General features: G+C 34.8%; 19 protein-coding genes and 1 tRNA gene. 5 read left to right on the plus strand and 15 right to left on the minus strand.

Annotation, left to right across the window (positions count from 1 at the left end; genetic code table 11):
- Window positions 1-5: 5 nt before the first annotated feature.
- The 12 genes from ACNC7R_RS09305 to ACNC7R_RS09360 are packed head-to-tail and all read right to left on the minus strand — an operon-like array spanning window position 6 to window position 13,947.
- A complete protein-coding gene (locus ACNC7R_RS09305) occupies window positions 6-2,708 on the minus strand; it encodes a hypothetical protein (RefSeq protein WP_417940709.1) in 2,703 nt (900 codons plus the stop codon).
- The gene (locus tag ACNC7R_RS09310; RefSeq protein WP_417940711.1) at window positions 2,696-6,112 is read right to left on the minus strand and encodes a baseplate J/gp47 family protein; all 3,417 of its coding nucleotides are present in this window, start codon (window positions 6,110-6,112) and stop codon (window positions 2,696-2,698) included. Before ACNC7R_RS09310 ends, ACNC7R_RS09305 begins: the two co-directional genes overlap by 13 nt.
- Window positions 6,113-6,123: 11 nt before the next feature.
- Entirely contained in the window at window positions 6,124-6,534 is a 411-nt protein-coding gene (locus ACNC7R_RS09315) for a GPW/gp25 family protein (RefSeq protein ID WP_417940713.1), read from the minus strand.
- 2 nt (window positions 6,535-6,536) lie between these two features.
- The gene (locus ACNC7R_RS09320) at window positions 6,537-6,827 is read right to left on the minus strand and encodes a PAAR domain-containing protein (RefSeq protein ID WP_343696934.1); all 291 of its coding nucleotides are present in this window, start codon (window positions 6,825-6,827) and stop codon (window positions 6,537-6,539) included.
- A 36-nt stretch (window positions 6,828-6,863) separates the two neighbouring features.
- On the minus strand, window positions 6,864-8,609 hold the full coding sequence (vgrG, locus tag ACNC7R_RS09325; RefSeq protein WP_417940715.1) for a type VI secretion system tip protein VgrG: 1,746 nt from the start codon (window positions 8,607-8,609) through the stop codon (window positions 6,864-6,866).
- The gene (locus ACNC7R_RS09330; protein WP_417940717.1) at window positions 8,610-9,305 is read right to left on the minus strand and encodes a CIS tube protein; all 696 of its coding nucleotides are present in this window, start codon (window positions 9,303-9,305) and stop codon (window positions 8,610-8,612) included.
- A gap of 1 nt (window position 9,306) precedes the next feature.
- A complete protein-coding gene (locus ACNC7R_RS09335; RefSeq protein ID WP_417940719.1) occupies window positions 9,307-9,471 on the minus strand; it encodes a DUF5908 family protein in 165 nt (54 codons plus the stop codon).
- 7 nt (window positions 9,472-9,478) lie between these two features.
- Window positions 9,479-9,925 carry a phage tail protein gene (locus ACNC7R_RS09340; protein WP_417940721.1) on the minus strand — a complete coding sequence of 149 codons (447 nt, stop codon included), beginning with the start codon at window positions 9,923-9,925 and terminating at the stop codon, window positions 9,479-9,481.
- A gap of 2 nt (window positions 9,926-9,927) precedes the next feature.
- A complete protein-coding gene (locus ACNC7R_RS09345; protein ID WP_007806487.1) occupies window positions 9,928-10,356 on the minus strand; it encodes a phage tail protein in 429 nt (142 codons plus the stop codon).
- Window positions 10,357-10,384: 28 nt separating this feature from the next.
- Window positions 10,385-12,484: a phage tail sheath C-terminal domain-containing protein gene (locus tag ACNC7R_RS09350; protein ID WP_417940723.1), complete on the minus strand. Its 2,100-nt coding sequence runs from the start codon at window positions 12,482-12,484 to the stop codon at window positions 10,385-10,387.
- Between the two features lie 21 nt (window positions 12,485-12,505).
- Window positions 12,506-13,348: a hypothetical protein gene (locus tag ACNC7R_RS09355; protein WP_417940725.1), complete on the minus strand. Its 843-nt coding sequence runs from the start codon at window positions 13,346-13,348 to the stop codon at window positions 12,506-12,508.
- Window positions 13,345-13,947, minus strand: coding sequence for a DUF4255 domain-containing protein (locus ACNC7R_RS09360; RefSeq protein ID WP_417940727.1), 603 nt, complete (start codon window positions 13,945-13,947; stop codon window positions 13,345-13,347). The genes ACNC7R_RS09355 and ACNC7R_RS09360 overlap by 4 nt, the downstream gene beginning before the upstream one ends.
- 791 nt (window positions 13,948-14,738) lie before the next feature.
- On the opposite strand from ACNC7R_RS09360, the gene ACNC7R_RS09365 reads away from it, so the two are divergent.
- Window positions 14,739-15,206: a hypothetical protein gene (locus tag ACNC7R_RS09365; protein ID WP_417940729.1), complete on the plus strand. Its 468-nt coding sequence runs from the start codon at window positions 14,739-14,741 to the stop codon at window positions 15,204-15,206.
- Window positions 15,207-15,340: 134 nt separating this feature from the next.
- Here ACNC7R_RS09365 and ACNC7R_RS09370 read toward each other — a convergent pair whose 3' ends face one another.
- Window positions 15,341-16,324, minus strand: a complete 984-nt coding sequence (locus tag ACNC7R_RS09370; RefSeq protein WP_417943130.1) for an ISL3 family transposase — start codon at window positions 16,322-16,324, stop codon at window positions 15,341-15,343.
- The gene (locus tag ACNC7R_RS09375) at window positions 16,305-16,670 is read right to left on the minus strand and encodes a transposase (RefSeq protein ID WP_417939511.1); all 366 of its coding nucleotides are present in this window, start codon (window positions 16,668-16,670) and stop codon (window positions 16,305-16,307) included. The genes ACNC7R_RS09370 and ACNC7R_RS09375 overlap by 20 nt, the downstream gene beginning before the upstream one ends.
- A 246-nt stretch (window positions 16,671-16,916) precedes the next feature.
- On the opposite strand from ACNC7R_RS09375, the gene ACNC7R_RS09380 reads away from it, so the two are divergent.
- Complete coding sequence (locus ACNC7R_RS09380) at window positions 16,917-17,756, plus strand: tyrosine-type recombinase/integrase (RefSeq protein WP_417940368.1); 840 nt, start codon at window positions 16,917-16,919, stop codon at window positions 17,754-17,756.
- On the plus strand, window positions 17,735-18,850 hold the full coding sequence (locus ACNC7R_RS09385; RefSeq protein WP_417940369.1) for an IS91 family transposase: 1,116 nt from the start codon (window positions 17,735-17,737) through the stop codon (window positions 18,848-18,850). The genes ACNC7R_RS09380 and ACNC7R_RS09385 overlap by 22 nt, the downstream gene beginning before the upstream one ends.
- 294 nt (window positions 18,851-19,144) lie before the next feature.
- Here the strand turns inward: ACNC7R_RS09385 and ACNC7R_RS09390 are convergent.
- Window positions 19,145-19,216, minus strand: a tRNA-Glu gene (locus ACNC7R_RS09390).
- A 577-nt stretch (window positions 19,217-19,793) separates the two neighbouring features.
- Between ACNC7R_RS09390 and ACNC7R_RS09395 the strand changes: the two genes are divergently transcribed.
- Both ACNC7R_RS09395 and ACNC7R_RS09400 read left to right on the plus strand, forming a co-directional pair.
- Window positions 19,794-19,934, plus strand: a complete 141-nt coding sequence (locus ACNC7R_RS09395) for a hypothetical protein (RefSeq protein WP_417940730.1) — start codon at window positions 19,794-19,796, stop codon at window positions 19,932-19,934.
- Window positions 19,935-20,433: 499 nt separating this feature from the next.
- Window positions 20,434-20,757: a DUF6660 family protein gene (locus ACNC7R_RS09400; protein ID WP_417940732.1), complete on the plus strand. Its 324-nt coding sequence runs from the start codon at window positions 20,434-20,436 to the stop codon at window positions 20,755-20,757.

A 20,757-nucleotide genomic window follows, 5' to 3' on the forward strand; every position in this document is an offset into this window, starting at 1 on the left:
AGTTTTTATAGTGATCCTAAATTCGTTTTTCCTAGTATAATTTTGTCTGACAATCGCTCGTTTTCATCACTGCAGTCAAATAGTCGTCCTGTTGGGTAAACATTGTCCAGACTGGTAAGTGATTTAATAAAACTGATTAATTGCGGTTCAGGCTGTTCCTGATTCAAATTAGTTTTGGCGATTAAGTAGTCTTTATATGTTTTTTCAAACTGAACAAGCTGGTTTTCAGCGGGGTCTTTTACATCTTTTTCCCTATATCCAACCCAGCAAACTTTTGCCAGAACGTGAGCCGGCAATTCTTCTTTAATAATTTTTTCTATATAATTTCTAAAATCGGTATTGGCAAATCGCAATGTATATCCCGGCAGCACTACACTTACACGGTAAGAGTAGGGATCTATGGGTTCGCAGTCACCGCATTCATCAGCGCAGATAGGCATGAACGTATCCGGATTTACTGTTGTCTGATTGACATCTGGACGGAGCATCATGTGTTCTATCAAAAAGATTCCCTCCTCGGTAAAATCTTCTTTCATGAATTGAATCAAGTCCAGAATCGATTTTTCTAAATCAGGTAAATTATCATAGTATTCATATCGGCGGGCAATAATACGGTTTGGATTTTTCTTGTCTTTAATGGCTTGATTTATAATATCGTAAGAATATTTTCCTGTGTCTGACTGTTGGATTAAAATATTATCGATGATGGATAAATCCTTTATTGTTCCGTTTTTAAAAGCCTCCTTTATTTTATATTCCCGCGTCTGAATAATCTGCAGTACGGAAAAATAAAGCTCCTTATTTGCTGCAGAAGTATCGAAGTATTCTGCTGTAGAAGAAAGTACAATATCCTTATTAGTATCTACAATACGCCATCTATAGACAGATTGATTGTCTGTATCAATAAAATTATACATTTCGACAAATGAATTAGAAAGGTTTCTGCGACTGTAATCTTTAATACCAATGAGTCTTGAAATCCTTTTTTCTGCTCCAGAAACATTATTAGTATCCCATAAATTAGCAATAGGCTGTTTATAATAATCAAAAGCATTGCCACGGTCTTTGCTTACTGCTTTATAATCTTTCAAAAAGTTTTCTTTGTCGCGCAAAACGACTTGATCTGTGGTATTTCCATAAATCGTCTTGTTGACAAATACGTATTCCGAAAAATTTTCGGCAAAACGTGACAGGAGGTGGTCTAAAATTTTATTTCTTCGTTCAATATTATTGTCCTGCTGGTCAAAAAGCAGTTCGGTAATAGAATCATCCGTGTAATTTTCATATCCGTTTACAATGTCATCTGCGCTTTCAATGTCTTTAACGACTTGAGTAAAAAGAGTTCGGGTCAAATTTCCGCTCACAGAAAGCAATTCGCTTACCTGACCTAATTGTTTAAAATAACTTCCTAATACCTGATCAAAAAATAAAAGATATCCTTTTAATTGTTTTGCTTTAGCTTTACGCTCAACAGAGGCTCTCGATGGAAGTCCCACTTCGCCAATACCATAGGTTTCAGGAAAATCATTTTGTATGGTTGTATAAATGTCACTATTAAGATATTCGCCATTTGGGATATCTAATTCTTTATCCTGGCTGGCATTGGTTGTGGCTTTGTCTTTTTCGGCTTTTATGGCATCTAAATAAATTTTTACCTGAGCCTGATTGATATTAAGAGGCAATAATCCTTTGTTGTAATTGAAAACACTTTTAGCACAAATAACAGGTTTTTGGTAAGGAGCAAGGCAAATTAGCCATTTGTTTTCTAAATCATCGCCTCCGCAATTTCCTAAATAAATATCTTTTATTAAAATTACATCCGGTACCGACATTATTATTCTCATAATATCAGAAAGGCGCACTTCGTTTCTCAAATCAGCGGTAAGTAATTCTTTTGTATCAATAAATCCGTTTTCTAAAGATGGACCGTCAAAAATTTCCAAAGTCGAATATCCTTTGTCAATCATTTGCTTTAGCGAATAAAAATTGACCGTTGTCGATAAGTAACTTTCAAGAGCATGAATAACATTGGCATGTACCAGTTCTTCATCGGCCTCAGTATTTACTTCAATATCAGCACATATTTTTATAGGGTAGTCTACCACTTTTTTGATATCAACAAGATCTTCGCAAAGGTTTCTGTTGGCATGATACTGCTTTCTTATTTCTTCTTTAACGATTTCTATTTCGGAAGGTTTAGAGCTTTCAAAATCTACATACAAATCATACAAACCATTAAGGTCAAAGGTTTTTCTTAAATTTTCCGGTAAATTATTATAATCCTTAACATCATAAGAAAGTTGATTTTTTTTGCAGTCTACATATACTTTTTTCTCATGTTTGACAAGCCAGCAGTTTCGAACTCCTTTTATGTCTATAAATAGTTTTCGGTAATCATTTTGCGTTACAGGGCTTGATGATAATACTTCTGAAGCTTTAAAAAATTGTTTCGGAATACCTTTATTACGATCATCAGATGCTAATATATTTTCTATAGGAAGATTGAGTCTCATGCCGAGATCCGAAACGGCATAGCAAAGCATTTCCAGCATCGTGATACCTGGATCATGCTCATTAAAATCGGTCCAAAATTTGCTGCCAAAAGACTCGATATATTCAATTCCTTTTTTCCTTAAGTAAAAGAAATCCAAATCATCCTCAGTAGCTGAATTTTTAGGAATGGTGATATGTTGGTTTAGTATTGACATTTTTCAGGTTCTTCTGGGGTTGTTATTTTGCAAGTGATTATATTGGTACTGATAATATGGTTTTTAACCGAAACTAAAATGTTTTTTGGGCTCGATGGAGACAGTGTAGTTTGAAAGTCTAAAAGATTTACATTGTCCTTGTTGTTTTCGGTATCTTCTAATGGTTTAGGATGTTCTTTATCTGTTTTTTTATCGATATAAATGGCCATTTCCAGCTTAGATAAAAAATCGACGTAATATAAATTTTCGATATATTCTATAACAACACTACGCTGAAGTTCAACCCCAAATATGATTTGCTTTGAAGTATCAAATGCCCAGGGAGATAAAAATTTTATAAGATCTTCATTGAGTTGTTTTTTATAAAAATTCTCATCATACTGTGGATAAAACTTTACATCCAGTTTTATGATAACTTTTTCATAATCAGGATTAATTACTTTTGCAGATACTAACATTGAGTTTTTAGAATTAATAAAACTCTCTATGCTGTTTAATGCAGCAGTGCTTACTCTTGGCTCATAAATATCGAATACATTTTTGTCTACGATATCCGGAATTACAACCACCGTTACTTTTCCCGGAGATAAAAACGAGGTGTTTGTACCCGAAATAAAAGTATGGTTAAGGCATTTTACTCTAAAAACATTTGGAAATTCCTGTAAAATAAGATGTTCATAATCCCAAAGTGTTATAGCCCTGTTTTTGTGACGAAGGCGTTCGCTTACACGCAGATAATAGGAGGGATCTGACTCTAAGGGTTTTCCATCAAACGAATTAAAAGGCTGTTCAACGCTTTTAATCTGCGGAACTCTGGTAATTAATTTAGAGATGGTTTTAGCAGGCAATGTACTGTCTAAATGCGCTAAATTATTATTGTTGTCAAAAAATTGAGCGGTAACAACCTGAGTTTTCACATCGATAACTTTGCAAACAGCATCATAGTCTTTGTGCATTTTTGCTTTTACCCAAATAGTATTAGCCGGAAACAGCGTATTGTCATTTGTTGCCTGTTTTGGAATATTAAATTTCACGATACCCGATTTTAAAAAATTATCGATACCATTTGCCAAAATATCCTTATCAAGATTTTTCCAATAGTTGTCGCATAATATGTACCATTCTACTTTTTGCTTTCCTGTAAAAGTGGCTACATTAATATTTTCGCTTCCTTCCAGTATTTGAAATAATAATGAAATTTGCTGCGATATTTCGGCATCCTGAAGGCCTACATAAAATTCGCCTCCATTGCAATAATCAGGAACCAGACAATTGGTAATGGGTGTAGCTGCATCTAAAATTTCTTTATTGATGGCTTGTTGTTTCAAATAAGAATGCTCTTCCTGCTGACCAAACGGAGCTTCGTGAAACAATTTTATTCGGTTAGACTCGTAGCCAGAAACCGTAAAATCAATACTTTCTTCAGCAGAATAATTCAAACTTATGCTTTCTACAACTGGTGTGTAAGGCTCATTTGGAATTGGTGTGTTTGGGTCAGTCGCCACATTCATTATAGCCAAAGTATATACTTTTGGAAATAGTGAATGCAAAAAGGATTGATTTAATGTCAATCTTATAGGACCGCTTTTGCCAAGTTCATAACCGCCTTTTACATTGATATTAGATTCAAATGCTTTTTCTTTCTCATCATCATCATCAAATAAATTAACCGCTTTCTCTTGTTCGTCCCAAACTTCTTTGTTTAAAACAGATAAGGTTGCTTTAAAATAATCTTCTATAACAATCCCATCGTCTGGGTTTATTTCACGTGATTCAGTTTTTTCTGCAACAGCTTCTATTGAATCGTTTATTTCTACAGGAGCTTTTATTTCCGAATTGTTTTTTTTAGCAATTCCATCTTCAGGCTGGTTGGCATTCATTAAGTTGTTAACGGTGTCCTTTTTGAAAATGGCATCAATAAAACCCTGTTTACTTATAGTTTCAAGAAAACTATTTTTGTAAGCAGCATAATGAGTTACAAATGATAAAGGAGTGTTTTTCCACTTTATGTTAATATAGGCATCTGTCCATTTTTTAGAAAAAATTTCAGGATAGTTTATGATAAAGGAACTGTTTTTTTCAGGCTGGGTTGTAAAAGGGAAAAAGGGTTTTGCCGCATTAAGCAGTCCGGTATCACTTTCTAATACTAGAGATTTTACATCTTTAATTTCAACTTTTGCCGTAATGCTGGTTATTGCTTTTGTAACTAAAGCTCTAAAAAGAGTATGTCCTTTTTGATCTTGCGTATCAATTAAAAACCGAATTACAGGCAGTTCTGTCGAGAAAAATTCGCCTAAAATTTTCTGATCGTAGTTCATAATTGCCGGATTGTCTTTCGAGATCTGAAAAACTAATCTTAATTGATTGCCGCCAATGTTTGAAGATTGATTTACATTTTTAAAAGCAATCGCTGTGCTGAGTTTGAAATTTCCAATCCATCCTTTTTTACCACTATACAAAATGCTGACGTTTTCCAAAAGATCAGCTGTGTCGAATGGATGATGAAAACTTAAATCTCCATCAAAAGTAATGGTGATGTCAATACTTCTTTCACCTTCTTTTAGATTAAATAATTCTGAAGCTATTGCAAAACCTAACTTGGCATCGCTTAATTCTGGGTATTTCTTTTCCTCTGTAGTGTATCCAAAAGGAAACCAATAAGGAGATTCTTCTTTTAAAGGCTCGCCTTTTCCATCCAGAGAATTGGCAATATCACTGTATTTAATTTCGCCCAAATCAATATCATTATACACACTTTTTAGATAAGCGATATTGGCTTTGTTGGCAATAAATTCTTCGGTGGTTTTGTATATTAATTTTTTGCCATCGGGATCTTTGCCTGCGTCAAGTTCTGTGTTTGCAGCGATTTTTTCTTCGGCTATTTTTTTTGCCAGTTCAAAAATGATACTCACTTTATCTGCTTTAGCAGGCAGTTTTTCGATTTGCAGTATGTCTTTATAAAAAAAGTCTAAATGCTTTTTTGTGATGAGATTAAGTTTGTTTTGAGATAGTTCCAATAATTTCAGGAAACACACAAACAAGGTTAGGTGAGGAGTAAGGTCTTGATTTATCTTGGCAGTCGATAATGTTTTGGTAATCTTTTCTTTTAAAACGGTATATTGGCTTTCTGTTCTTTTCGGGATGATGCCATTTGGAAGATCCTCTTTTGAGAAGCCGAAATAATTAAAAAACTCCTGCCAATTCCCTTCTGGTTTTGTATCGTTATTTATGTCGAAAAAGCTGACTTGCTTTGCAAAATTATAAGCAAACAGCAGCCAGTCTTCAATAGTAAAATCATGAAGTTTTAAGTTACCAGGCTCTAACGCATCGCTAAAACGTTCTTCCTGGTTAACTCCATTTCTTTTAAAAATTACATTGTCTATATGACTGCTTTCGGTACTCATGGGTAATAGCTTTAAATATTAGTGCCTTCTCCTTTGTAAAATGGATAAACAAGATTGCTTCTTGAGTTTGTGCTTCTTATTTTATAATCGATTATAACCAATAATTCTCCTTCTAAATCATCGCCTTGTGTGATGTCAATTTTTTCAACATCAATTCGGGGTTCGTAATATAAAATGGCCGTTTTTATAAGTTCTGAAACATAAGTTTTGAGTGTTCTGTCTAATGTTTCAAAAAGCAGTTCATTCATGTTGCAACCGTATCTGGGAAGCATAATGCGTTCGCCGATTTTGGTAGAAAGCAATATCTCTAGACTGCTTTTGATGTCTGCTTCATCAGATGTCATTACGACTGTTTTGTTGTTCTTTTTGAACTCTGGCGGGAAACTCCATCCAGTACCTAAAAAAGCTTCTTTGTTTTCCATAATTAACCTATTAAAACGGTTGGGCATCCTATTATAATTGTTCCGCCATGGGCTGTTGAATCTCCCATTCTTGCTGCTGGTTTTCCCCCAATGAGCACTGTGGCAGAACCCGCTATAATGCTGTCCGGAGGACCTGTACAAGTGATCATATCTCCCAGACAGGCTGCCGGCTGACCGCCTATCATTACGGTAGGCGCACCTGGCGGTAATATGGGTCCGCCTACATGAGGGACAGTTGCTGTTACCATTGGGCAAACATGCATATCGTTAATTCTTGCGGCTGGTGCTCCCATAATTATTCATTTGAAATTGCTATTGAAATTGCATTGTTAATTTATCTGTACAATACTGCCTTTTACAATCGCCACCGCTGCAGATGACATTTCTGCGCCTGCGCTTCCTTCGGCTTTAAATTGGGCGGTCGCTTTTAGATTTACATTCGTGCCTTCAATTTTTACATCTCCAGTTGCTTTTATTGAAATATCGCCGGCACTTTCCATCTTAATTCCGGCGCTGTCAATTGTAATTATGTTTGAATTTTCGTCTTCAACAACTATAGAGCCTTTGTCTTCGTCCAGCGTTATTTTTTTACCAGCAGGAGTTTCAATGGCTATTGATTTTTTTTCATCATCAAAGAGAACTTTCATTTCACTTCTTGTAAAAATCCCTTTTTGATGGTTATCGTCAGCTGCTTTTAATGGAGCAGGTTTGGCGCTGCTGTGAAGCATCCCCAATACAATGGCATCATTTGGATCTTCGTTGATGAAGCCAATAATTACTTCATCTTCAATTTCAGGTCTAAAAAAAGTGCCTCTGTTATCACCTGCATCTAAGGCAGCCACTCTGCACCAAATACCCTGTTCTTCATTATTGATGATTGGGATTTTCACCAAAATTCGGTCTTCGCTGTCAGGATCGTCCTGAAGTTGGGTTACAATACCAATATGCAGTCCCTTTATGGATGGAATTATTCCTGAAGCTGATGGCGTATTGATATCATAAGTTTCAGAAAACCATTCAGGGTTTAATCCAAACTGTGCGTTTACAGTCCAATTACCATTTGCAATTTCATGGAAAACTCCTGTAATGTATGCTTTGCCATTAAAGCGATCGCCTACACCTTCAAGCGTGATAATCGTGTTGGGTTTTACTGCAGGAATGCCTTGAAATTTAACTCTTCCGCGAACTTTTGACAGCTGTTGAAATAATAATTTGGCATCGGCCCAATCTTGTAATTCAGTATCGGTAACATGACCGCCGTGACGCAACTCTAAATTTTCCAGTTTTACAACATCAGATAAATCTGAAGGAGCTAAATTTCCGTTTAGATTTACGATGGGGTCTTTAGCCTCAATTGCTAATAATTCCTGATTAGATGCGTTCCAGCTGTAAGATGAAACTTTGGTAAACTGATTACGGGCATCCATTTCGGCATCAAAATCGAGCATACTGGAGCCAAAAGCAACTGTTTCAACTGGTTCTGAATACAAATCTGGTTTTTTAATCGAGATTTTGCCGTTTTCAACAAAACATAATTTTCCATTAGCCTGCGCACGGGAAACAATAAAATCCCAATCAGAAGTATTGTATTGCACTAACTCTTTGTGACTATAATTAGTACTTTCTACATCTTTTTGCAATCCGTAAGTGCCAATAATGTCTTCAAAAGCATCACTGTCTTTTACATCATAAAAATATTTGCTTTTTCTGCCGATAGTCATTTTTACGGCTTCGTCTTTGCATTCTACAATCAACAAAGATGATTTGTCTTTTATTTTTATGGAATGTTTTACCACTATTCCTTTGTAAATAGTTTCTTCGTCACTGTGATAACCTGCTTTTATTTCAATTTTTTTCCCCGGAATGAGCAAATTTTCATTGCTTAATTTAAAATCTTTAGAAGCAGCATCACCATCGGTCAAAACAATTTGCGCCATAGGTATTCTGTTTACCTCATTATGAACTACAATGCTCATGACTTGGTAAACGCCAGACAGCTCAGTTCCCTCAATAACCAATTTGTGCGTGATTAAATCTGCACTTTTACTGGTTTGTATGACGCCGCTATTGTTCATCTATTGTTGTTTTTTTAGAGGAGGGAAAAATATTTTTTGACCAATTTTTAATTTTCTAAAATTGATAAGCTTGTTGGCTCTTGCTACTTCGAGATAATATTTTGAATCACCATAGATTTTAAAAGACATTAACGGAAGTGTATCGCCAGCTTTTACAATTCTGGTATGTGTTAAATCAGGAGATTGATTGTTTTGCTGTTTCGCTCTTAACTCATCTTCAACAACACCTTTAAATTTTCCTTTTGCAATGGCTCTAATAGGCGTTCCGTCTGGTCTGAAAAGTTTATACTCAATGGTCATTTCAGTGAGAGATCCTTTAAAAAGCAGACTTCCCCAGGCAATTTTTAAATAGTTTGGCTTATGTTCGGTACCATTATATTCTAAAATTACTTTTCTAAAATGCTCAATGTCTTCGATAACACCATTTTCAGTACTTTCCTTGCCAGCAATAACACCAGTTCTGTCAAAAACAAAATCCAGTTCTAATTCCTCTGGAGCAATCGCAGTAAATCTTGGTGCGGGACTGCTCGTTCCGGCGGCCTGAGTTGTATCTTGCTCTATCTTGTAATGAAAGGTATACTTTTCCGGATTCATCAAAGTAACGAACTCTTCAATATCCGAAATGGGATTATTGAATTGAGGATCGCTATAGGCAATGATCTTCAGTTTTTTTAATTCACCATTAGTCGTTGTCATATCAGCGTTCTTTTTTTCGTTCAATAATTTTCATTACCTGCTCGACACATTCAGCCACATTGTCTTTTTCAGCAGCAGCAGATGATGAAGCAGCTGGTTTTGCACCCGAATTTGCACTTTCGCTCACGTTTATTTTAATGTGAAGCTCTTTGATTTCAATTGGCATGATAAAATTATTTTTTATGAAGAGTGAAATAATTATAAGCAAGCTCAAAGCTTTCAATAACGATTTTGCTTTCTAAGGCACTAAAATCTTCAACGGCCCATTTTACAGGATAGGCATGTACCACTTTCCAGTGCATTAAAGGTTCGTGGTTCTGATTCAAGAGTTTTACAGTTAAATCAACGGGCTTAAATTCAAAATTTTCTAATGCTTTTCTGCACCATTCAATAACATCAGAATCAATTAGTATCCCCCTTTTTAAAACCAAATTGGGATATTTGGTTTTAACGGGAAGTTTGTGTTTGAATCTGTTTTCTCCACCCTCAACAATTTCTTCTGTTTCAAGATCTACAGAAAGTCCTGATACGGATTGAAATTGATGGTCTTTTTCTTTTGTGCCCAGTTGATCGAATTCAACCAGAAAATGAAAGCTTACGGGTGGATAATAGTTAGACATGACTAGTCATTTTGAATAGATAAACCTTCATGAACCAATTCGATAGACTCGATAGCAACTTCGTTTCCGTCGGCTTTTAAATCAGTCGATTGTACTTTAGTCGGCCATGCATTTTTTACTTTCCAGGTAATCACTGGTTCGTGTTCCTCGTTAAGTAATTTGATGGTAATATCCCTTCTCTCGATGGTGTTTAGTTTTACGGTGTTCCACCATGCGTAATATTCATTATCGCTTTTAAAAGTGCCTCTTTTCATCGTAATGTTAGAGTACTTCTGCATGCCCGGCATTTTGATTTTGCTGTATTCCGGACTTGCGCCCTGACGGTACTCGATAACTTCAGTTTCTACATCTAATCCGGAAACTTCTGTAAAACCTATTTTTGTTCCACCCCAGTCAACTGAGAAATGAAACTTTGGTAACGGATAACTCATGATCTATATTTTTTTAATGATGATTTAATTAAGATTCCTGCATTTTGTGAGAGAAACGTAGGATGATAAATTCAGCCGGACGAACTACTGCCATACCGATTTCGATTATCATTTTACCGTCTAAAATATCCATTGCAGACATGGTTTGTCCCAATCCGATTCTAACATAAAAAGCTTGTTCTGGTTTTGCTCCTGCCAAAGCTCCGGCTCTCCATTGAAGAATTAAGAAATTCTCAATCATAGCTCTAACTCTTATCCAGGTATTGGCATCGTTAGGTTCAAAAACAAACTGTTCGGTTGCTTTTTTGATAGATTCTTCGACCATGTTAAAAAAGCGTCGAACTGGTACATAACGCCATTCACTATCGTTACCGGCTAAGGTTCTTGATCCCCAAACCAAGGTTCCTTTACCGGTAAAGGTTCTGATAGCGTTGATAGATTTACCAGCAACAGTATCAACATTTAAGTTGTCTTGAATGGTATTTGTTATTTTTACAGTTGGTTTTATTACATAGTTCAAACTTACGTTTGCGGGTGCCTTCCATACGCCTCTGTCTTTATCAACTCTGGCATAAACCCCGGCAATAGCTGAGCTTGGAGGAAGTGTTATAGGCAGATTGTAAATTTCAGTAAGTATTTTGTTGAAAGTCGCATTGTCGATAGATTCTAAAGTGCTTAATTTTCTTCCGTTTAATGCTCCGTTATTTACATCTTTTCCGCTAACCGATTTAATAGCATTTAAAAGAGCAAGAAGGTCTGCTTTGATAGCAGAAAAATTATTTGTAGCTACTGTAATTCCGGTTTTAGTCGTTAACGGAGAATAGTCTACCAATTTTTTTAGTTCTTTATCAAAACTTACAGGATCAGTTGATACAATTTTAAGCAGTTTCGCAGTGGCGTTTTCGTCCTGTATTTTTTTCTTTAATGTTTTTAAATTTTTATATACAGAATCAATTTTATTTGCGACAGTAAAATTCGAATTAAAAGTAGCCAAAGTACTGGTAATGGTGTTTGCAATAACCATATCTTCATCAGATATTGTGCTGATTGCAGCATTTGCTTCGTTATTTAGTGAATTTCTTAAAAGAGACAAACTTTCTAAAGAAGTAAGTACAACATTCAGTTTATTCATGAAAGCTGTTTTTTTAGCAGGGTTGCTAACAAAAGTTCCGCCTAGATCAAAACCGGTTGCATCGTTACTGTACATCTGTAAAAATAAATCACTTATTTGACCCGAAATATCTCCGGGAGTAGTAGTAACGTCAACCAATTTAGCTACAGTTGCATCAATTCCTAAAGTTGGATTTTCGATAGAGATTAATCCCTCAGCGATTTGATCATACGCTTTTGCTGTATAGGAGTAATGTTTTAAGATAATTTTACTGCTGTCAAAAGCATAGTCCAGTATAGTTTCAAGATGAGGATAATAAGCAGCTCCGTATTTAATAGTATCTTTTTCAGAGCTAATTTTATCTCTCAAATCACCTATGTTAGAATCTGTTGGACTTGATTCATCATAATCTAAAGTATCAATTAAAGTAAATCTGTCCTGAAGATTTTGACATTGCATTAAGGCATTATTGTATAGTCCGTAGAAATCCGTTATAGTGATGCCGCTTACTTTTGTTGCATCAGGAAATAAAATTAAAGTTGGTTCGTCTACCTTTTCTAATTCTGCTAATCCGTCGTTTAAAGCATCACTGTTATTGATTGCTGTAACCAGAGTGTCATTCTCATCCAAATCATTTCCATAACGGCCAACCGAAATAATGTAGCAAGGACCACCGCCGTTTGCAAAGAACAATTGCAATGAATAATACATTAAAAAAGGCTGTTTTGAAGTTGGCTGATCTACAACAATAGATCTTATATCTCCATTATCAGTTGAAACATCATTAATGGTAACACTAATTGTTGTTTCTGGTTTTGCAAAGCCAAAAAACCGTTCGTATTCTAAAAGAGATGTTATTCTGGTTGGTTTTAATTTTAAATCTCCATTAATCTTGTTTGTGGCTTTTTCAGTATAGCCAATAAAACAGGGAATCGCAGTCTCTACCTGGGCAACAGAAGGAGGAAACTTTACGATTTCCTCAACATATACTCCAGGCGTTTTGTAAGTTGTTGCCATAATTGATTTGTTTTTTAATTATTAAATAAATATTTCCGAATAGTAATCACTATTGATTTTTATTATTGATTTCACAGATGGATTTGGATATTGACTTTCTGCCGGTTGTGAAGGCGTAAAATCGGTAAGCGGGTCAATTTCTACAAAACCGGAGCGTGTTAATGGTTTTACAGCATTGGTTTCAATTTCAGTTCCTGCTTTACGGTTGATGTATTTCCAAAGTGTTTTTCGATTGTCAAAATGAATTTTAAAATTTGGACTGGTCATTTTGCCCAAATTGTCAATAATGTTTCCCGAACTGTTGTCTCCCTGAAGATTTAAAGAAATAATGCCGAAGACATTTTGTTGTTCTGACGGCCCAAGCGTTGAAATCAAATCGACTGTAGTTTCTTCAGATACTAAATAATCGTTTGAAATTAACTTGTTGTCATTTATTAGAGGAAGATATTTAAATGAGACCGGTTCAGTCAATGGTTTGACATTACTGAAAAGATATGACTGAGTAAAAGCAAAATCAAGATTGGTATAATTTTCAAACTGATAATCATTAATTTTAATTAAAAATTTTAAGTTCAAATCAATAGGAACTTTTATAAATGGATCGGATTCATCTGTCGCTTTCACCCGAATGTAAACTCCAAAACCAGTTTTTGTTTTTTTGAACAGCATTTTGTGGTTTCTGATTGCAATATTGGTTTCCAGCGTTGGGGTTATTTCCGTAAAAGCATCGGTATTAAATTGCTGCAGCATTTTTTCCTTATCAGCATCTGCCATACTTGCAAAAGTTTCTTCTCCATTATTCAAAAAATAATTATGAAGAAATGTTACCTCAAACAATAATCCGTATATATTAGAAAAACTCATGACTGTTCTTTTCTTTTAGTTGTTCCTTTGAACTCGCCTATAAGCAGTCCTTCTGCCTGGGCAATATTGCGTTCAATTTGTATCAGGCTCACTTTATATAAAGCCGATGGAAACTGCTTGCCGCCAAGTGTTCCCCAGATATAATTGAGCTCTTCAAAAGTGGGAGTATAAAGTTCGACCGTAAACCTAAAATTGTCTACACTGCTCATCGCGCTACTGTTTCTGTTGAAGATCGTATTGGCTTGAGTAAAAAGTTTTTTACCCTGAAAAAATTCTATGATTTTTGAAATATCCTTAAGAGAGTTGACATATTTATCTCTATTGGCACTAAAAAGCAGATATAGATTTAAATTGACAACACTGTTTTTATAGATCATTTTAGTGTTTTGTATCGTATGATTTGGAAAGTTTTTTAAAGTAATTTCTTCATCTAAATTAATCAGCGTAAGTGCTACAGCATCTTTTAAATTTGTCGCAACCTCTTCATTTTGCGACTCCAAAAAAGCAATGTTTTCGGGTACAACAGATTTGTCTAACCCAATTTCATCGAGATAGCTGTTTACTTGCTCTGAAATTATCTGAATTACTTCAAAAATCATATTAAATAGTTTTATATATCAATTTTGGCTTATGCAATCCAAAATTTACAGGCTTATTTTGGTGCTTAAGGATGATTTACTGTCAATTAAGTTGATAACATTTCTGGAATTACATCATGAATTTTAAATCATAAATACACATAAATAAATGGCATAAACTTAAAGTCTCATCAGGTTACTTGAACCAATAAGAGTTTAAATCAATAAGAAATTTGTGGAGTTTAAAATGTAGTAGAAATTTTATCTAAAGGTATTGTTTTGTAATAATTTTACTCAAAATAATAGTTGGTAATGTGTTTCAAATTATAATTTGAAACAAAGAATTGTAAAATGATACAAGCCATTTTTATAATGATTGAGGTAATAATAACCAGCAAATACGCATTCATCAATTTTAATAATCTATTCGGCATTACTAAAATAATAGTTCCCGATACGATGACTACAGGCAAATAAATTAAACGATAATATCAAACTGCTATTGCTTCACATTTTGTAGCAGACAGTCATGACCTTTTTCTTGCAAATTCATAATAATAAATATAAAATCACAAAATTTTTAAAATTGTAAAGAAAAATAAGTCAAATTAATAATAAAAGAAAGGTTATTTTTGTTAAATTGTTTACTTTAAATAAGTACTGAATAATTGTTTAGTGCGAATGTAAATTACATGGTTTTCTTGCGTAAGTCAATTTACCTCTTCGTTTGTATTTTTTTTTTGTAAAAAAGGCGCAACTGTATTTCAGGAATAGTGCCTTCTGTGTATCAAAATCTATAAATCCCGTTAACTATGAAAATCCAAACAGCCAAGTTTTTACTACTTCACGTTATTAGTTTGCTTCTGATCGTATCATGCCAGGGAGAGGATTCAAATGAAATGAGACCAGATCCCGAATTAGAAAAAGCCCAGTTAAAAAGTTTTCCTTTGTCTGAAGTTTCTCATCTGGACATCAGAATAGTCCATCCTGAATTAGTGAAAGGAGAAGAAAAAAAACACGGAGAGATTGAAATTATCATTCCCGTTGTGCATCAGGGTTTGATACTAAGTTTAAAACAATTCGATTTAGACAAGAATAAATACAGTATTTCTCCCTCTGTTGGAGACCAGCAGGATTTTTCAAAAGGACCGGTGACTTATACAATATCATCCAATTTTCATAAAGATAAAAGCGTGCATTATAAAGTTGAAGTTCGTATTGAAAATCTTCCTTCAAATTTAAAGGGGATTAGTTTTGAGAAAGGCAAAAATGATCTTTAGAATCATTCTGATAATGCTATTTATATATTAGTTTCTGGTAGGAACAGATTTCACCAGATTAAGCCAACCATTACTTTTCCCATTTGGAACCTAATCTTTATGGATCAAAGCAAAAACCTGTGGGGATGCAAAAATTAAGCATAAATATTAGTTAGCCTAAAAAGGAAGTATTCTATATTTCTAACACCTCTAAATTTTGATCTAAATGCTTTTATTTTAGCATTGAATGATTCTGCAGAAGCATTAGTACTTCTGTTATCAAAATAATTTAAGATGGTTTGATAATGATTCATAATTGTACGAGAGATTGTACCGAAAGACTTAAATCCAGATTGATCTACTTTTTCATGCCATCTGGCTAATTTTGCAAAACCAATGATTTTATCGGTTGTATTCTCAAAGATGCCACGGAGCTCTTCAGTTAGATTGTATCCTTTTTGAATATCAGGATATAACTCAAATAGTAAGGTAGCACGTTCTATTTGATTTTGAGTCCATTTCGATTTGGATTTATACAAGAAATAGCGACTCCTCGCTAGTAATTGCTTAAGGGTATCCCCATTTGAAAGTGTTTTAGATTCGAAATTTACTTTTGACTTTTTGGCTTTTTCAATAGCATCATTTTCTTGATCAATGGCTTGCCAACGATATTTAATCCTGATTTCCTGCAGGGCTTCTGCAGCTAGCTTTTGAACATGGAATCGGTCTGTAACTCGAGTAGCATTAGCAAAACACTTTTTAGCTATCAATCCCATATTCCCGGCCATATCCAGAGTAATTTCCTTGACTAGATTCCGCTGTTTAAGAGGAATTTTTTCAATAACGCCAATAACTGTTTCTGCTTTAGTTCCTGCAATCATAGCTACTATAGTTCCTTTTCTACCTTTACCGGATTTGTTGGTTAAAATAGTATAGAGTTCGCCATTTGAAAGTGAGGTTTCGTCTATTGATAAACGCTTTCCAATATTTTGTGGAAAAAGAAGCCATTTTTTAGCATGTGATATTTGATCCCAAACTTTGAAATCACTTAGAAAATCTTTGTATTGACATTGCAGGTTTCTACCAGAAACTCCATAGAAAGAGGCAATGGTATTACAATCATTTGGACTGGAATCTATTGATCTCTTTTAAAAAAGACGCAAACTCCTGGGTTACACGAGTTCCGTCTGCTACTAAATTCCAATCTCTAAAAACGATCTTTCGAGTATCTTCATTAAGCCATCTTCTGCGAGTGATGTGAAGATATACTTGGTGTCCACGGATAGGAAAATCCTGAACCGTTATCTCTTCGAAGAATCCTTTTGAGCTTAATTTTGATTCTCTGTATTCTTTAGGTATCGAATTAATCTCTTTTAAATACAGATGGAGTGTTTCATCTTTCTTTTTATAAGAAGTAAGTTCGAAGTAGTCTACTATTATCTCAGGTAATAACAACTTAAGGATATCGATAAAAGAATCTTGCATTGGGGGATAGATTGAACATACAAATATCTAGATTTTAATATTTCCCCACAACAATATGTTGAACTAAACCTTCGGTAGCACTTACCGTGATTTCGTACCTTACGAATATAATTAAATTCGGTAAGATATGACTACAAAAAAAAGAATGTTGAAGAATTAAGAGAAAACAAAATTCTCAACCAGGCTAAACGAGAAGTTCCAGGATTTGAGGAACTCATCAATCGTTTTGAACGTACTATTTCGGTATTGGGCAGAAGTCAAAGTACTTTTAATAATTATTCTCGACATGTTGCTTCTATATCATTGTATTTTGGGAAAATCCCAACGGATTTAGATCCTGAACAAGTACAAGATTACTTGTTTTACCAGCAGAAAAAGTCCAAAACCCCTTCACAAACTTATTTCAAACATTGTGTTTATGGTCTTCGCTTTCTTCTAAAATCAGAAGGCTTGCCTTATGAGTACTTGCGTTTACCGTCCATAAAACACGAGAAAAAACTACCCGTTGTTTTGAGTAAAGAAGAAGTTTGGGTTATGCTTCAAGGGGCTAAATTACTCAAACATCGAATCCTTATTGGATTGCTTTATGGTTGCGGATTGCGTTGTATGGAAGCACGTTCTGTACGATTACAAGATTTAGATTTCGATAGAAAGCAACTCAAAGTAGTGCAAGGAAAGGGTAAAAAAGACCGCTATGTTCCTTTATCTGTTCATTTAATACGAGGACTCAAAAAATATATCGAAGCCGAAAAACCACAAGATTACCTTTTTAATGGGCAACCTTTGCCTAATGGATCAGGAGGTGATTTTGACAATCGGTATTCGCAACGAGGCGTGCAATGGGTAGTGAGGCAAGTGGCCAAGGCATCTGGTGTCAAAAAAGAGGTTCACACGCACACACTTCGGCATAGTTATGCCACGCATTTACTCGAAGATGGCATGGATATTATAACCCTCAAAGACCTTTTAGGACACCAAAACCTAGAAACCACTTTGGAGTATTTACAGATTGCCCAACTTGCTAGCCAACAAAAGTTTAGTCCCCTTGATACTCTTTTTGCCCAATGCAGCCGCTCTTTGAAGTAGCCGATGTGCTTGGAAAGTTAGGAACAAGACTTGAATATTTAGGCTTAAATACTTGGCAACTTCGCACATTGTCTGCTCTTAAAAAATGTAGAACCGTTCAAATGGGTGGTCATATTGATGCCTGTGATAGTTGTGGTAAGATATCGATAAGTTATAATTCTTGCCGCAACCGACATTGTCCCAAGTGTCAAGGTAACAAATCAGAGCAATGGATAGATGCCAGAGAAAGCGAACTTTTGCCTGTTCCTTATTTTCATATGGTTTTTACCTTGCCCGACAGCATTAATTCCTTGGCGATGCATCAGCCAAAAATGGTGTATGAGACCCTGTTTGAAGCGACTTGGGAAACGCTTCAAAAATTTGGCAAAGCCAAAGAAATACAACTGGGAATGATTGCTGTTTTGCACACCTGGGGACAGCAGTTGAGCCTTCATCCGCACCTGCATTGTATTGTGCCTGGCGGAGGAGTTGATAAAGAGGGACAATGGCAAAATATCAGGGCAAATGGTACGTTTCTGTTCCCAATCAAAGCCTTGTCGAAGGTTTTTAGAGCGAAATTTTGTGAGAAACTTAAAAAGAAAGAACCCATAAAATACGAGCAAGTACGGCAAGAATTATGGCAGAAGCCTTGGGTAGTTTTTGCCAAACGACCTTTTGGAAGTACAAAGTCTGTGGTGGAATATCTGGGCAGATACACTCATAAGATCGCCATTAGCAATCATCGCATTAAAAGCATTGATGCCCAAAATGTAACTTTTGATTATAAGGACTATCGTCAAAATGGCTTTAGAAAACAGATGACACTCACACATCGGGAGTTTATTCGCCGATTTGCTTTGCATATTTTGCCCAAGCGCTTTGTCAAGATTCGGCATTATGGTTTTTTGAGCAGCACTTGGAAGCGTGGGAAGCTAAAGCTTTTACAGGAGAAACTCCAAGTTAAAGTCTTGGAAAAAGCGGATAAAAAGCCTTTTTTACCCAAATGTCCGTGTTGCAAAACGGGCAATTTGTATCGGATAGCAGTTTTTGACCAGCGTGGTCCACCTGCTTGGTATCTTGGCGGTAGCCAAAAGCCAATTCCCCGTGAAAGTTAATTTTACGGGTAAGGGAACTTATGTGCTAAGGTGAAGGAAAACACGACAAAACCATCTTTGAAACCACTTCAAAAAAAAAGAGGACACTAAATCCTCTTGAAATTCTCTATCAAAACTTTACGATAACTCCATAGGGATGGATGTTGAGCGGTTCCGTTCAACACGGGCTTCATTGTTCGTGCTACGCACGCAACGAATCCCTTAGCTGTTATGATCCATCTTTATATTAGGATAAATTCGAATTATTTAAAATAAAAAAGCTTCAGATTTCTCTGAAGCTTTGTCTTAATTAAGTAGTCCGTGGGGGAATCGAACCCCCCTTACCAGGATGAAAACCTGGCGTCCTAACCGATAGACGAACGGACCTGCTTTGTTATTTCGGGTGCAAAAATGCAATTAATTTTAGAATACACCAAATGTTTTTTAATAAGGCCGTTAGTTTTTTTTGAAAATAACGTATTTAATAAACAATCATTTAAAAAAAATGGTGTTGTTTTTAGAATGCATTTGTTTGATTAATAATATATTGTTTTTGTTTTAAAAAAGGAATCATCTTCGTTTTTTATCTAATGATACTATTGAATAATTTTAAAATTATTTTTAAGAATTGTTGTAAAGAAAGATTTTTCTTTCTTAAGTGTGTTGTGTTTTTGACTCAATACCTGAAATTTTATTTTCAAAACGAACCTGCCAGACAGGATTAAAAACAAACGGATATCAAAAGTTCGATTAAATATCAGTACTTATGTATGGATTATGTGTGCGGCATTTCAAAACTGAATTATTACCAGTAATAAAATGAGTCATTAATTTAAAATAGTAAAGCCTCAGACGAATCTCAGGCTTTTAATTTTATTCCGGGTATTTCTTAATGCTAAAAACGAAAAAAACGCTATTTTTTTAAGAATGTACGCTTTCTAGCTGGTTTTGAATCTCAGATTTTATGACATCTTTGTATTTGGCAAGCCCGATTCCGATGATAGGAATTGCTAATTTTCCAATTGCAGAAGCAGCTTGTTTCTTACCTTTTTTATCAAGGTATGAAGATATAAGCAAAGAACCAATTGCGCCAATGAGTATATAACTGCCCGGCACATCCGCAATTTTATCTTCAATAAATTCTCTGATTTCCTCAAGATTTTCCTGATTAATTAAGAGCCTGTTTAAAATTTAAATATTTAGATTTTTATGAGATTATTTTTCGATAGATGAGGCAAATTTTGAAAGAATAATAGACTTATTTTTGAGTAAATTTAACGAAATATAGCGGAAAATAAGCCGTAAAAAGCAATTAGATAAAATCTAAACAGGCTCTAAGTTTTCCATGATTTTATTTATTAAATGATCATTAGTATATATTCAATTTAAAATTACAAGGATTGGAATATTTTATTTTATATAATTGAAATAAGTGCTTACATAATTAAAGCTTAATGATAAAATCACAGCATTCATTCAATCGTTCTAATGCTAATGTTTTTTAATAACTTTTTAGAATGCATAGAAGAATCCTAATACTTATTGTTAGGTGTAATGTCACTTTGCAATCTGATTGCATAAAATTTTTTATACATTTGTCTGGTATGAGATGGAAAACAACAATATTATTAATCTATATACTGGGACTTTTTTTAGTTCCGTGTAGTGATGTTTATAATAATTGTGTAGATTCTAAATCTTATCAGAAAGAGGTACCCCATAGTCATAATGAAGATCATGACGACCATTGTACTCCATTCTGTCAGTGCTCCTGCTGCAGTGTTTCGATTATTAAATTTAGTTTTAAAATGCCGGAGTTCAATTTTCAGCAACAAGCTATTATCCTTAAAAAAATAGTTATAAAAGACTGCCAGATTATTTCCAGATACTCCGGAAGTATATGGGAACCTCCTAAAATTTTCGCTTAA

Origin of the sequence: Flavobacterium adiutor (genome assembly GCF_048282555.1) — a bacterium.
Taxonomy (GTDB): domain Bacteria; phylum Bacteroidota; class Bacteroidia; order Flavobacteriales; family Flavobacteriaceae; genus Flavobacterium.

What these genes read in the sequence shown, in the direction of transcription:
- ACNC7R_RS09310 (WP_417940711.1), bottom strand. Translation starts at nt 6,112, where the DNA reads ATGAGTACCGAAAGCAGTCATATAGACAATGTAATTTTTAAAAGAAAT.
- ACNC7R_RS09305 (WP_417940709.1), bottom strand. Translation starts at nt 2,708, where the DNA reads ATGTCAATACTAAACCAACATATCACCATTCCTAAAAATTCAGCTACT.
- ACNC7R_RS09340 (WP_417940721.1), bottom strand. Translation starts at nt 9,925, where the DNA reads ATGTCTAACTATTATCCACCCGTAAGCTTTCATTTTCTGGTTGAATTC.
- ACNC7R_RS09335 (WP_417940719.1), bottom strand. Translation starts at nt 9,471, where the DNA reads ATGCCAATTGAAATCAAAGAGCTTCACATTAAAATAAACGTGAGCGAA.
- ACNC7R_RS09375 (WP_417939511.1), bottom strand. Translation starts at nt 16,670, where the DNA reads ATGCAAGATTCTTTTATCGATATCCTTAAGTTGTTATTACCTGAGATA.
- ACNC7R_RS09350 (WP_417940723.1), bottom strand. Translation starts at nt 12,484, where the DNA reads ATGGCAACAACTTACAAAACGCCTGGAGTATATGTTGAGGAAATCGTA.
- ACNC7R_RS09330 (WP_417940717.1), bottom strand. Translation starts at nt 9,305, where the DNA reads ATGACAACGACTAATGGTGAATTAAAAAAACTGAAGATCATTGCCTAT.
- vgrG (WP_417940715.1), bottom strand. Translation starts at nt 8,609, where the DNA reads ATGAACAATAGCGGCGTCATACAAACCAGTAAAAGTGCAGATTTAATC.
- ACNC7R_RS09345 (WP_007806487.1), bottom strand. Translation starts at nt 10,356, where the DNA reads ATGAGTTATCCGTTACCAAAGTTTCATTTCTCAGTTGACTGGGGTGGA.
- ACNC7R_RS09400 (WP_417940732.1), top strand. Translation starts at nt 20,434, where the DNA reads ATGAGATGGAAAACAACAATATTATTAATCTATATACTGGGACTTTTT.
- ACNC7R_RS09360 (WP_417940727.1), bottom strand. Translation starts at nt 13,947, where the DNA reads ATGATTTTTGAAGTAATTCAGATAATTTCAGAGCAAGTAAACAGCTAT.
- ACNC7R_RS09320 (WP_343696934.1), bottom strand. Translation starts at nt 6,827, where the DNA reads ATGGGAGCACCAGCCGCAAGAATTAACGATATGCATGTTTGCCCAATG.
- ACNC7R_RS09395 (WP_417940730.1), top strand. Translation starts at nt 19,794, where the DNA reads ATGACATCTTTGTATTTGGCAAGCCCGATTCCGATGATAGGAATTGCT.
- ACNC7R_RS09365 (WP_417940729.1), top strand. Translation starts at nt 14,739, where the DNA reads ATGAAAATCCAAACAGCCAAGTTTTTACTACTTCACGTTATTAGTTTG.
- ACNC7R_RS09355 (WP_417940725.1), bottom strand. Translation starts at nt 13,348, where the DNA reads ATGAGTTTTTCTAATATATACGGATTATTGTTTGAGGTAACATTTCTT.
- ACNC7R_RS09385 (WP_417940369.1), top strand. Translation starts at nt 17,735, where the DNA reads ATGCAGCCGCTCTTTGAAGTAGCCGATGTGCTTGGAAAGTTAGGAACA.
- ACNC7R_RS09315 (WP_417940713.1), bottom strand. Translation starts at nt 6,534, where the DNA reads ATGGAAAACAAAGAAGCTTTTTTAGGTACTGGATGGAGTTTCCCGCCA.